Raw genomic sequence first — 12,876 nt, 5'->3', positions numbered from 1 at the left:
CATACTTCGGTGCCCGCACCCCAATGCCCGGGTCAAAAAATTCGATGCCGGCCGGGCCCGTCAAATGCCCGGAGTCAGGGCCTTGATTACCGGGGATTCAAACGAGGCCAAAAATCTGAAATGGCGCTATAATAATTTTACGGCCCCGCTTTTGGATCCGCACTGCCGGTTTGAGGGCGAGGCCGTGGCCGCAGTGGCCGCAGACACCCCCTACCAAGCCCGGGATGCACTGGCGGCAATCAATGTGGAATACGAGGTTTTGCCGCATCTGGCCGATCATGACCGGGCCATGGACGAAAACGCGCCAAAAGTGCACAAAACAGGCAATCTTGTGGGCAAGGACCAATATTCACGCGGTGATGTGGAAAAAGGATTTGACCGGTCACATGCGGTACTGGAAAGGACTTACCATACCCAGTGCGAACTTCACACCCCCATGGAACTCCATGGATGCGTGGCCAACTGGGAAGGAGACCGCCTTACCATATGGGAATCCAGCCAGGGCGTCTACGCTGTGCAGTCCACCATCTCGGAAGTGCTCGATCTGCCCTTTTCCAGGGTACGGGTGATCGGCCATTACATGGGCGGGGGATTTGGCAGCAAGCTGCAGCCCGGCAAATACACGGTGCTGGCCGCCCTGATGGCCCGTCAGGCCGCCCGTCCGGTCAAAATGACACTCACCCGGGAGGAAACCTATCTGAGCGTGGGCAACCGCCCGGCCAGCACCATGCACCTGAAGGCAGGGGTGAGAAGCGACGGAACCCTGACCGCCCTTGATTTCCGGTGCACAGGCCCGAGCGGGGCATACCCGGCCGGCGGGACATCCCTGATGGACTGGCTGGTCCGGGATCTTTATCAATGCGACAATGTTTCCTGCCGCTCAAACGATGTTTATATCAACGCCGGCCCGGCCAGGCCGTTTCGGGCCCCCGGCCATCCCCAGGGCAGCTGGGCCCTGGAGCAGATGATTGACGAGCTTGCGGGAAAAACCGGCATGGATCCGGTGGATCTGCGGCTGAAAAACATCCCCGAAGTCAGCCAGGCCCGGGGCGGCATGCCCTATACCACCACCGGGCTTCGCAGGTGCATCCTGGAAGGGGCGGAAAAATTCGGCTGGAAAACCGCGGTGGAAAAGGCCCGGCAGCACAACCGATCAAACCGCCATGTAAAGCGCGGGGCCGGCATGGCGGCATGCCTGTGGATCGCCGGCGGCGGAGGACAGCCCTCAACTGTTGTGATCCGGCTGTTCCGGGACGGATCCATAAACCTCAACATGGGGGCAAGCGATATCGGCACCGGCACCAAGACGATCATGGCCCAGGTGGCTGCCGAGGAACTCGGGGTAAGGCCCGAAATGATCCAGATCGAGCATGCAGATACCGGCACCACCCAGTATGCCACGCCCAGCGGCGGCAGCAAGACCGTACCCACAGAGGCGCCGACCGTGCGCAACGCAGCCGTGGAGGTCAAACGCCGGGTGCTTGAAATGGCCTCAGAGGACCTCGGGGTCCCGGCAGAAGACCTGGACTACACAGGCGCGGAAATCGTTTCCAGAAGCAACAAAGACAAACGGATACAGGTCACCGAGGTCAACCGCCTGAAAAAACGCGGCGTTGTGGTGGGGGTCGGCTACCGCGGGCCCAACCCGGCAGGAAAAACCGTCAACCCGTTCGGCGCCCAGTTCTGCGAGCTGGAAGTCAACATGAAAACAGGGGAGATCCGGATTTTGCGCTTTGTGGCGGCCCATGACAGCGGCCGGGTCATGAACCGGCTCACATACGACAACCAGGTGTTTGGCGGCATTGTCATGGGAATCGGTTTTGGCTTAACCGAATTCCGGCAGCTCGATGGCCGGCAGACCGGAAAGCTTTGCAACCGCAACTGGCACGACTACAAGCTGCCCACTGCCCTGGACGTGCCCGCAGACATGGAGAGCCTGCCCATTGAAATCGATGATCCGGAAGCCAACAACACCGGCGCCAAGGGCCTGGGGGAACCCGTGACCATACCCACGGCCCCGGCCATTGCAAACGCCCTTTATATGGCCACCGGCATCCGGTTCACCCGGGCTCCGGTCACGCCGCTTGAAGTGCGCAGACATCTTGATTTACAAAAGGAGGTATAAACCGTGCTGCCGCATTTTTCATACGTCCGTCCGGAAACTGTCAAGGATACAATCCGGCATTTAAACGCAAAGGGTGCAGCCGTGCATGCCGGGGGCACAGACCTGCTCGGATGTCTGCGCGAAGGGATCATGGATGTTGACAAGGTAGTCAGCATCAGCGCCCTTGCCGACCTTTACGAAATCAGGCAGACCAAAGGCGGCGGGCTGTCCATCGGCGCGCTGGCCACCATCACCCGGGTGGCCGAAAGCCCCCTGGTCAGGGAGAAATACCCGGGCCTGGCCCGGGGCGCCGCTGAAGTGGCCAGCCCTCAGCTCAGAAACCAGGGCACCCTTGGCGGGAATCTCTGCCAGAAGCCCAGGTGCTGGTATTACCGGGGCGAGTTTGCCTGCCTGCGCAAGGGCGGTAATATGTGTTATGCCTTTGACGGAGAAAACCAGTTTCATGCAATATTCGGCCACGACAATATCTGTGCCATCACCCATCCCTCGGATACCGCCCCGCCACTGGCCGCGCTGGGGGCTAAAGTCAGGACATCCGGCCCGGAAGGCACCAGAAGCATTGAAGTGGAAAAGCTCCACGTGCTGCCCAAACAGGACGTGCAGGCTGAAACCGTGCTCAAACCCGGCGAACTCGTCACCCGTATCGAACTGCCGCCGCCCGGCGAAAACCTCTACAGCGCATACCGCAAGGTCAGGGCCAGGCGATCCTGGGACTTTGCCCTTGCCGGCCTGGCCCTGGCCTTTGAAAAAGACGGCGATCGGGTAAAAAACGCCCGGGTGTTTCTCTCCGGGGCCGCACCGGTGCCATGGCGCAGCCGGGCCGTGGAGCAGGCCATAAACGGGCGGCGCCTCGATGATGCAACCATTGCAGAAGCAGCCGAAGCCGTGGTCCGGGAGGCAGACCCCCTGAGCGAAAACGCCTACAAGTTAAATCTTTTCAAAGGGGTTGTTGAAGAACAACTGCATGCCGCAGCCATGGCGGCATAAACCAAAGCGGGAAGAATCTTGACAGACACAGCGGTATTAGAGGCCCTTTATCAGTACAAGCAGCAGGCCACGGCCTGTGCCCTGGTCATTGTCGTGGACTGCCGGGGATCGGTTCCCGCCGGCCCGGGGTCAAAAATGCTGGTAGCCGAAGACGGACACACCGTGGGCACTGTTGGCGGCGGTGCAATGGAGCAGAAGGCGGCTGAAAAGGCCCGGGACCTGATTCGCCGGGGCGGCGGCCCGGAACTGATCCATATGGATCTGACCGGGTCATCCGGCCATGTATGCGGCGGGCAGGTGAGTTTGTATATGGAGCCGGTGCTTCCGGCACCGCGCCTGATCGTATGCGGTGCCGGCCATGTGGGACAGGCCGTCTGTCGGCTGGGAACGTATGCCGGATTTTCCGTAACCGCAGCCGATGACCGGCAGGATATTTTAAGCCCGGAAAATCTGCCGGATGTCCACCAGGTTCGGGCCTGCGCCTTTGAAGACCTGTTTTCCCAAATCCGGGTGGATGCGGAGACTTTTGTGGTTGTCTGCACCCGGGGCCATGCCCACGATTACACAGTGGTGGAAAATGCGCTGAAAACCCCGGTGCGCTACATCGGCCTGCTGGGCAGCAGGAGCAAGAAGGCGGCGTTTTTTGACAACCTGCGGGCCGCAGGGTTTTCCGATGCGGACCTGAGCCGGATTCACACGCCCGTGGGGCTTGATATCGGCGCGAAAACCCCAAGGGAGATCGGATTCAGTATTGTGGGACAACTCATTTCGCAAAGGAGACAAAATGGCTGCAAAAACCGGAATCATACTGCTGGCCGCGGGAGCTTCGGGCCGGATGGGCCGGATCAAGCAGCTTCTCCCTGTGCTGGGTGAGCCCGCCATACGATTGTGTCTCAGCCGGATCTGCAATGCCGGCCCGGACCATGTCATTGTGGTGCTCGGCGCAAACCAGGACCGGATCCGGCCTGTGATAAAAGACATTGCCGCAGATATTGCGGTCAACCCGGAGCCCGGCAGCCAGATGGCCGATTCGGTCGCCTGCGGACTGGCGCTGCTGCCCGATGACATAACCGGGGTCATGGTGGCCCTGTGCGATCATCCCCTGGTGGCCCAAAGCACCTATGCCGGTCTTGCCGCACTTCACCAAAAAAACCCGGAATCCATCCTCCTGCCGGTTTACAACCGCCGGGGCGGGCACCCCACTGTCTTTCCCGCGGACCTGTGCAGGGCTGCTACCCCCGGGACTCCATTGAATGCCGTGGTTCGGGCCAATGCCGACCGGGTTTGCCGAATTGCCGTAAATGACCCGGCAATTGTCCGGGACATGGACACACCTGAAGACTATCAGCAAATGATTGATCTGGCCTCCGGACAGACGGCGCAGCAGGCATGACCTAAACTGAGCTGCCAAACACGGGCTTTAGTACGCAGGTGGCCTTATCCGCTTCTGTTTTGGTGATAATGCAGTTGAACCGATTGGCATCCATGCACATGTAAAAATCCGCCTCAGGCGAGTGGGGATCTTCGGGGTCAAAAAAGCGCAGGGCCGAGGCAGCGGTTTTGAGCTCTTCGGCCATGGGGCCAACATCGGGATTGTCCCCGCAGACAAGGCCCCGGATATACCGGGCGCACAGCACATCCTCCAGGGCCTCGCTTCTCCCCTCAAACCCGGCACAGACCAGATAAACCGCATCCGGACAAGTCCGGGCAATATAGCGAGCAACAGCGGCAGCATTGACAAAGCTTGCCGTAATCACGGTTTGTGCACCGCGCGCGGCCAGAAGCGCCTTTGTACCCGCATGGGTGGAATGCACAAGGGTTTTGCCAAAAAGGTCTTTTCCCACGATCTCAGACGGGGAGTTGCCCAGGTCAAAATCCAGGGGCTTTTTGGCGTGGCGCTCTCCCATGAGCAGATAATGGGGGTGTTTCTGCTTCATCGCCCGGGCTGCATCCAGGCTTTCTGCGGCCACAATTTTTTCCGCTCCCTGGTCAAATGCATAGCAGGCAACCGAAAAGGCCCTGAAAACGTCAATGACAACCGCAAGGCCCCGGGCTTTTTCAGCGCCCCGGGCATAATGAACAATATGAAAGTTCATTTCAGATCCGCCTGCATTCCATATCTGACAGGGCCGCCTCCACGGGCTCGATATGCACTTCCACATCCAGCACTTCAGGGCCCTGGTGCAAAAGCAGGCCTTTGACCTGTTCGGCCACGCGGTGGCCCTCGTAAACACTCATTTCACTGTCGACCACCACGTGCAGATCCACGCACAACTGACTGCCGGAATACCGGGTACGGATATTGTGGACCTGGCGAACCGCCGGATGGGTCTTTACAATCTGCCGGATCTGTTCGCACACCTCAAAAGGTGCGCCCTGGTCCACCAGTTCCTTAAACCCGGAAGCAATGATGCCGATGGCGGCATAGCAAATCAAAATGGCCACGAAAAATGCGGCCACGTGATCAACCAGGTGCCACTGCGGGCGAACAAAGGAAACAGCCACGGCAGCAAGCACCGGCACGGAGCTGAATGCATCCAGCCGGTGATGCCAGGCGTTTGCCGCCAGGGCCACGCTATTGACACGCCTGCCGACCCGCCGGGTCCACTGGTATAACATTTCCTTGATCACAATAGATACAGCCGCAGCTGCCAGGGCAATCATGCGGACGTTGTGGGCATGGACCTTGTGCACGGATGTGACCGCGTCCCAGCCGATGCCTGCACCGGCCATAAACAGCATTGCCCCGATAAAGATGGAAACCGTTGTCTCCAGGCGTTTGTGGCCGTAAGGGTGGGCAAAATCGGCCGGCCGGGACCAGAAATAGGAACCCAGGATCACGGCCACGTCTGTAACCGTATCCGTGACGCTGTGGATCCCGTCTGCCACCAGGGCCTGGCTGTGACCCAGCCACCCGGCGATCACCTTGAAGGCCGCAAGCAGGATATTGACGCCAAGCCCCCACCAGGTAACCCGGCGGACCAATGCCTCGGGGACCTCATTTGCGTTTTTTGTCATGTCCCGGCCGTTTATGTTTTTTGCGCTCCTGCACCTGGTTTAACCACTGCTGCTGTTGCCTTTGATATTCCTCCTCGCTCTGGTGCCAGCCGGTATAGTCCGCCTCGGATGCATCCGGGGTTTTTGCAGGCATGTTTTTGAAAAACCGGATCAGTTTTTCCACCCGGCTCTCCCCGCTGCTGTTTTTTGGCCATGTCATATAAGGTCACCCGCTGGTGAAAATTCCATGATAAGACAGCCCGAAGCGCCGCGCAAATTCGCCTGTCACCTCTTTTAAGGTGGGGTCAAGGTATGAAATGGCTTTGCATGCCACATCTTCGGGCATGCCGAAAAAGGCCTCGGCCACGGCGCCGGCAATGGCGGCCATGGTGTCTGCATCCCCGCCCAAAGACACGGCGTTTCGCACGGCATCCTCCCAGGTTCGGGCTTCGAGAAAGGCAATAATGGACTGGGGCACCGAACCCTGACAGGAGACGTCAAACCGGTAGGTCCTGCGGATCTCAGCCAAGGGGGGCTCCAGGTCATAGGAAAACCGTTGGGTGACAAAATCCCGGATCTGGTCTTTGCCCGCCCCGGTTCTGGCCAGAAACACACCAACCGCTGCTGCCTGCGCGCCCTTGATGCCCTCTGGATGATTGTGGGTCACGGCCGCGCTTTTTTCAGCCTCTGCCAGCACGGTTTCCAGATCATCAAATGCAAACCCCACCGGGCTGACCCGCATGGCCGATCCGTTTCCAAAGCTGTAATAGGGCCTGCGCAAGCGCTGTGCGGCCCACTGCATAAAGGATCCCCCAAATCCGGCATGGGGATATTTGTGGAAATATTCGTGGAACTTGTCAATGTAATCCGCGCCGGTTAAAATCGCATCCGCCACAGCCACGGTGAGCACGGTATCGTCGGTAAAAGTGCAGCCATGGGAAAAAAGCGCAAAATCCCGGGTTTTCATTCCCCGGCCTTCATACACCGAACCGATGATATCCCCGGCAATGGCACCCAGCATATCTGTTTCCTCCTGTTTGTCAAACGTACCAGGCAGGGGGGTGCATGTCAAATGCAGCCCGAACGCCGCAAAAAACAAAAACTATGGCTTTATTTCAATGGATGTGCCCGCGTCAACAGCCTGCCAGATCTCATCCATGGCCCTGTTGGAAACAGCGATGCAACCCTGTGTCCAGTTGAAATACTTTGATATGGAAGCCAGCCACCCCGCGCCGTTTTTCTGGCCGTGGATCATGATTTCCCCGCCCGGGTCCACACCGGATCGGGCGGCCCGCTTCCGGTCGGCCCGGCTGGGGTAGGATATGTGAATGGATTTGTAAAAATCACTGTTTGCGTTTTTGTAATCCAGGACATATCTGCCCTCCGGGGTCTTTCCGTCGCCTTCTTGCTGCTTGTGGCCTTGGGGGTCAGGGCCGAAAACCACATGATACTGGCTGATGATTTGGCCGTCGCACTTAAGATACAGCTTTGATTCGGACTTGACCACCACCACCATGTCGGCTTTTTCCAGCCCGAAGCCGGCCGCGGGCATGGCAAAAAAAAGAACAACCAGGGCGATGGCGCCTGCAATAATTCTCATTAAGGATTCCGTAATATGGCGATATGGATCAATTGCGCCCCAAAACATGCTTATTCCCGCCCCGGCCGGTTATCTGAATTCCTCCGGGATCACGGCTACGGGTATGGGCTCCATTTTGTGGCGGTTTTTCCGGTTTAACGCCCGGTAAATGGACAGGACCTGTTTCTGGCGGTCTGTGAGGTCCTGCTGCCGGCTGTGCTGTGCGTCAAATTCCATGGCCCATTCCAGCTCGTCATAGGTGGCCCCCATCTGGTCCTCGTCGCTGCGGCTGTCAGGCCAGAGCCCGTCTGTGGGCGGGGCATCCATGATTTCTTCCATCACCCCGAGCTGCCGGGCAAGCTGGTAAACCTCGGACTTGTAAAGATCGCCGATGGGGGATATGTCCACGCCGCCATCACCGTACTTGGTGAAAAAACCAACCCCGAAATCCTCCACTTTGTTGCCGGTGCCGGCCACTAGCATCCGGCCGTGGGTGGCAAAGGCGTAAAGCGCTGTCATTCGGATCCGGGCCCGTGTGTTGGCCATGGTCAGATGGTCCTGGATTTCCGGCGGCAGGCAGTTTTCAAACGCTTCGAGCACGGCGGTGAGATCCGCGGTGTGTCCGGAAACATTCTCATAGTGTTTTTCAAGCCAGGCGGCATGCTTTGTTGCAAGGATTTTCTGATCCTCGGCCTGCCGGATGGGCATGTTGAGCACCATCACAGAAAGCCCGGTCTCAGCGCACAGGGTGGATGTCACCGCAGAATCAATACCTCCGGAAATGCCCACCACAAAACCTTTGACACCGGCACCTGCGGCATACTCCCGCAGCCAGCCAACAATATGATCAATGACTTTGCGTGCCTGCATCATCACCTCTGATATGCAATCTTTACCCGCCTGTCGCGGGTGAAATTCAATTTTCCGTGCCGTCAATGAGTCTTTGCTTGATCTTCCGGTATTCCTGCTCATCAATATGGCCGGCATCTTTGAGCTCTGTCAATGCCTGAAGCCGGGATACGAGATCCGGCTGTTCGGGACTGTTTAACAAGGGGATGGCGGCATTGTCATGATCTGCGGCAATAAGATTGGCATCACCGGGGCCCTGCTCCGGGTCCCCCTTATACGACACCTTGAAAAGGCCGCCGAAAAAAGACAGTTCCACCGCCTCACCAGCGGCTTTCTGTTCGTAAAAATCCCTTGCCGTGGCATCGCCGGATTGTCTCAGCTTTCTGAAAAACCTGATCCCCCATATCACCATCCAGATGCAGAAGCCCAGCACCAGAACCGCCCCGCCGATCAAAATCACATGGCGAAGATCAAAGACCCCCTTGATGAGAACCACCACCACGGCCGCAAACAATGGAATGACAAAAATGGTGGCCACCAGGGCATAAAAAACGCCCAGGTGAGAGAGGATAAACTTTTGGTCACTGTTGGGCCGACGGCCGAGCATTGTGCTGTCTCAGTTTTGATTATAAAAACAAAAACAATCCCTGTTGGTGTTATTATATTTTTACCATAAATCTCAAAAACAAACCAAAACAAAAACCACGAAGCCGCACAAGGCAGCCGGACAAAATTTTGTCCAAAACTGCCTTGTGCGATTCGTGTTTCAAGGTTCTTGCTGATTGCGAGCCTACTGGGGTTTATATGAAGAGATAGAACCCCCGCTATAGGAGACCAGCTCGAAATCCGGGTATGCGGTACCCGCATGCTCGGTAAAATCGAGCCCCTCTCGCTCTTCTTCCGCGGAAACCCGCAGGCCCACCACCATATCCACCAGCTTAAACAAGATAAAGGCGGCTCCGAAGGTCCAGACAAAGGCGGCGGCAATGCCCAGCACCTGCACGCCGATAATGGCCGCAGAGGTTCCTCCGGTGTTAAAAATGCCCGCGGCCAGCGTTCCCCAGGCACCGTTGACACCGTGCACCGACACCGCGCCCACCGGGTCGTCCACCCGGATCTTTTCAAAAAACAAAACAGACATGACCACGATCACCCCGGCCACGGCCCCGATGACAATCGATGCCGTGGGCGAGACATTGGCGCACCCGGCCGTAATCCCCACCAAGCCCGCCAGGGCGCCGTTTAAACTCATGCTCACCTCGGGTTTTGAAAACTTGATCCAGGAAGTGAGCATGGCAAACACGGCGCCTGCGGAGGCGGCCAGGGCTGTGTTGACCGCGATCAGCGCCACATCCGTGTTGGCCGCGGTTGTGGAGCCGGCGTTAAACCCGAACCAGCCCATCCAGAGGATAAAGACCCCCAGGCCGGCCAGGGGGATGTTGTGGCCCAAAATCGGCCGGATGGAGCCGTCTTTTGCGTACTTGCCCATCCTGGGGCCCAGCACGACAGCCCCGGCAAGCGCGGCCCACCCGCCCACGGAATGCACGACAGTGGAGCCGGCAAAATCGATGAAACCCAGATTTTCCAGCCATCCCCCGCCATCGAGCAGCCCGCCCCAGGCCCAGCTGCCAAACACCGGATAGATCAGGCCGGTGATAAAAATGGTATACAGGATATAGCCGATAAACCGGGTCCGCTCAGCCATGGCTCCGGACACGATGGTGGCCGCGGTGGCGGCAAACACGGCCTGGAAGATCCAGAACATCAGCACCCAGGGATCGCCGCCGGGCTCATAACCGCTTAAGAAAAACCCGGACGTGCCAAACCAGCCCGTGTTGGAGACCCCGAACATCAGGCCGAAGCCCACGGCCCAGAACACCAGCGAACCCATGGAAAAATCCATGAGATTTTTCATCAATATGTTGATGGAATTTTTGGCCCGGGTAAACCCGGCTTCCACCATGGCAAAGCCCGCCTGCATGAAAAAAACCAGGATGGCGGCAACCAGGGTCCATGTATAATCCGCATGGATCTGGACCTGGCCGACGGCCGCATGATTTGATTCAATTGAAGGACCGTCGCCGGCAAACGCCGGCAGCAAAACTGCGGCCCATATCATCGTTGTCCATAGCAATGTTTTCATTCCTGATACCTCCCGGGTTCAGTTACAGGTTTTAAAGTTCAGCTTTCAGAAACAGGATGCGCTGACCTGAAAGGCCTTGGTTCTACAACAGCAATTGGCGTGCCATTTATCATTAAACCTGCTATTAAAAATAACTAATTGATTTTATAGAATATAAAAAAAATTCAATCGTGGAAGTTCAAAAAATAAATTACATTTTTGCAATGAAAAAAGAGAAAAATAACAAAATTGTAAATTCTTAGGCACAAAAAAGATGGCACCGTAAAAAGCTTTTTACCGCGTCAGCTGTTGTTGCAGAAAGGAAATCCTGCGGCCGCAAGCCCGGGACCGGGCTATAACAGTAACTTTTTCTGACGTTACTTAGATGTGTTGCTCTGGATGCCCTTGGTGTGAAACTTTGCACACAGTCGGCCATGATGCCGGCCCGGGGGTGGTTTGCGAGTCGCATTGAGCGCGCAAGCGGTCAGCAGGGAGCAAACCGCCACCGGGTCGGCATCATGCGAAAATTACAGAACCAAGCACTATCAGCAACTTTTTTGATGTTACTTCGAAGTCTGATTTCAGATGGCGCCGTAAAAAAAGGGCGGCCCCTGACAACAGGGACCGCCCTTTTTATCTGCCTGTGATTTACACAGCCAGGAGGGGGGACTAAATGTCGTAATACAGAAAAAACTCGTGGGGATGGGGCCGCAGCTTGATGGCATTGACCTCTTTTTCCATTTTGTACTCAATCCAGCGCTCGATCACATCCCTGGTAAACACATCGCCCTTGAGCAGAAACTCGTGATCATCTGCAAGACCCTGCAGGGCCTCTTCAAGGCAGCCCGGGGCGGAATCGATCTGGGCCAGCTCCTCCGGGGGCAGGTCATAGATGTTTTTATCCATGGGATCGCCCGGATCAATCTTGTTTTCAATGCCATCGATGACCGCCATAAGAATCGCGGAAAAGGCCAGGTACCCATTGCAGGACGGATCCGGGGTTCTGAACTCGATACGCTTGGCCTTTGGCGATGCCGAGTACATGGGAATCCGAACCGCGGCACTGCGGTTTCGGCTCGAATAGGCCAGGTTCACCGGCGCCTCAAAACCCGGAACAAGACGCTTGTAAGAATTTGTGGTGGGATTGGTAAACGCGCACAGGGCCTTGCAATGCCGCAAGATCCCGCCCACGGCGTAAAGCGCCTCCTGGGAGAGCCCGGCGTACTTGTCGCCGGCAAACAGGGGATTGCCGTCTCTCCAGATACTCACATGGGTGTGCATGCCCGTGCCGTTGTCTTCAAACAGGGGCTTGGGCATGAACGTGACCGTCTTGTTGTACTGATGGGCCACGTTTTTGAGCACGTACTTGAACCATACGAGCTGATCGCCCATTTCCATTAGCGGCTTAAACCGCATGTCGATTTCGGCCTGGCCGGCGGTGGCCACCTCGTGATGCTGGCATTCCACGTCAATGCCCAGATCCTCCAGGGCCAGCATCATGTCGGTTCGGATATCCTGACCCTTGTCCATGGGCGGCACCGGAAAATAGCCTTCCTTGTGACGCGGCTTGTAGGCCAGGTTGGGATTTTCCTCCCGCCCGGTATTCCACACGCCCTCTTCTGAATCCACCATGTAAAAGGCCTTATTTCTCTGGGAATCAAAGCGCACGTCGTCAAAGATAAAAAACTCGGCTTCCGGGCCGATAAAGGCCGTATCGCCGATGCCGCTTTGCTTGAGGTAGTTTTCGGCCTTCTGGGCCACGTGCCGCGGGTCCCGGGAGTAGGCCTCCCGGGTGACCGGGTCCACGATGTTGCCGATCAATACAAGGGTTTTTTCCTCGTAGAAGGGATCGATCCTGGCTGTGGAGGCATCGGGCACAACGAGCATGTCACTTGCGTTGATGGGCTGCCAACCCCGCAGGCTGGATCCGTCAAACCCGTAGCCGTCCTCAAAGGAGTCCTCGCTCATTTCGCTGACCGGTACGGTAAAGTGCTGCCAGATGCCGGGAAAATCCATGAACCGGATGTCCACCACCCGGATATTTTCCTGCTGAATCATTTCCAGTACGTCTTTTGCCTGCTTCATTTTCTGTTTCCTCCTCGAATTTTTGATGAATAAACTGCTTTAAACGCCAACAAATGTAAATCCTGTTTTTTTATATGGCCTCGTTGTCCGCCTCGCCGGTACGCACCCGGAGCACCCCTTCCAGGGGGATCA

At 57.1% G+C, this 12,876-nt stretch carries 13 protein-coding genes; 4 read left to right on the top strand and 9 right to left on the bottom strand.

What is annotated here, in order from left to right:
- From R6U41_RS03240 to R6U41_RS03225, 4 genes are all read left to right on the top strand, one after another.
- Positions 1 to 2,125, top strand: a 2,125-nt coding sequence (locus tag R6U41_RS03240; protein WP_410268396.1) for a xanthine dehydrogenase family protein molybdopterin-binding subunit, incomplete at its 5' end; no start/stop codon positions are given.
- 3 nt (positions 2,126 to 2,128) lie between these two features.
- Positions 2,129 to 3,112 carry an FAD binding domain-containing protein gene (locus R6U41_RS03235; protein ID WP_410268395.1) on the top strand — a complete coding sequence of 328 codons (984 nt, stop codon included), beginning with the start codon at positions 2,129 to 2,131 and terminating at the stop codon, positions 3,110 to 3,112.
- 18 nt (positions 3,113 to 3,130) lie between these two features.
- A complete protein-coding gene (locus R6U41_RS03230; RefSeq protein WP_410268394.1) occupies positions 3,131 to 3,985 on the top strand; it encodes an XdhC family protein in 855 nt (284 codons plus the stop codon).
- On the top strand, positions 3,897 to 4,505 hold the full coding sequence (locus tag R6U41_RS03225; RefSeq protein WP_410268393.1) for an NTP transferase domain-containing protein: 609 nt from the start codon (positions 3,897 to 3,899) through the stop codon (positions 4,503 to 4,505). Before R6U41_RS03230 ends, R6U41_RS03225 begins: the two co-directional genes overlap by 89 nt.
- Before the next feature lies 1 nt (position 4,506).
- Here R6U41_RS03225 and R6U41_RS03220 read toward each other — a convergent pair whose 3' ends face one another.
- The 9 genes from R6U41_RS03220 to glnA all read right to left on the bottom strand — a co-directional run bounded on the left by R6U41_RS03220 (position 4,507) and on the right by glnA (position 12,744).
- Complete coding sequence (locus R6U41_RS03220; protein ID WP_410268392.1) at positions 4,507 to 5,208, bottom strand: 2-phosphosulfolactate phosphatase; 702 nt, start codon at positions 5,206 to 5,208, stop codon at positions 4,507 to 4,509.
- A gap of 1 nt (position 5,209) precedes the next feature.
- Entirely contained in the window at positions 5,210 to 6,130 is a 921-nt protein-coding gene (locus R6U41_RS03215) for a cation diffusion facilitator family transporter (protein WP_410268391.1), read from the bottom strand.
- Positions 6,111 to 6,329, bottom strand: coding sequence for a hypothetical protein (locus tag R6U41_RS03210; protein ID WP_410268390.1), 219 nt, complete (start codon positions 6,327 to 6,329; stop codon positions 6,111 to 6,113). The genes R6U41_RS03215 and R6U41_RS03210 overlap by 20 nt, the downstream gene beginning before the upstream one ends.
- Before the next feature lie 6 nt (positions 6,330 to 6,335).
- Entirely contained in the window at positions 6,336 to 7,130 is a 795-nt protein-coding gene (locus tag R6U41_RS03205) for an ADP-ribosylglycohydrolase family protein (RefSeq protein ID WP_410268389.1), read from the bottom strand.
- A gap of 81 nt (positions 7,131 to 7,211) precedes the next feature.
- Positions 7,212 to 7,709 carry a murein L,D-transpeptidase family protein gene (locus R6U41_RS03200; protein WP_410268388.1) on the bottom strand — a complete coding sequence of 166 codons (498 nt, stop codon included), beginning with the start codon at positions 7,707 to 7,709 and terminating at the stop codon, positions 7,212 to 7,214.
- A gap of 69 nt (positions 7,710 to 7,778) precedes the next feature.
- Positions 7,779 to 8,561: an NAD(+) synthase gene (nadE, locus tag R6U41_RS03195; protein WP_410268387.1), complete on the bottom strand. Its 783-nt coding sequence runs from the start codon at positions 8,559 to 8,561 to the stop codon at positions 7,779 to 7,781.
- A gap of 43 nt (positions 8,562 to 8,604) precedes the next feature.
- Positions 8,605 to 9,144: an SHOCT domain-containing protein gene (locus tag R6U41_RS03190; RefSeq protein ID WP_410268386.1), complete on the bottom strand. Its 540-nt coding sequence runs from the start codon at positions 9,142 to 9,144 to the stop codon at positions 8,605 to 8,607.
- A gap of 183 nt (positions 9,145 to 9,327) precedes the next feature.
- Positions 9,328 to 10,680 carry an ammonium transporter gene (locus R6U41_RS03185; protein ID WP_410268385.1) on the bottom strand — a complete coding sequence of 451 codons (1,353 nt, stop codon included), beginning with the start codon at positions 10,678 to 10,680 and terminating at the stop codon, positions 9,328 to 9,330.
- Between the two features lie 648 nt (positions 10,681 to 11,328).
- On the bottom strand, positions 11,329 to 12,744 hold the full coding sequence (glnA, locus tag R6U41_RS03180) for a type I glutamate--ammonia ligase (protein WP_410268384.1): 1,416 nt from the start codon (positions 12,742 to 12,744) through the stop codon (positions 11,329 to 11,331).
- Positions 12,745 to 12,876 lie beyond the last annotated feature (132 nt).

The sequence above is a fragment of the Desulfosalsimonas sp. genome (assembly GCF_046483245.1).
In the GTDB taxonomy this organism is placed as follows: Bacteria; Desulfobacterota; Desulfobacteria; order Desulfobacterales; family Desulfosalsimonadaceae; genus Desulfosalsimonas.
The sequence above is the reverse complement of the archived record's forward strand: the minus strand, read 5'-3'. Positions and strand labels throughout refer to the sequence as shown.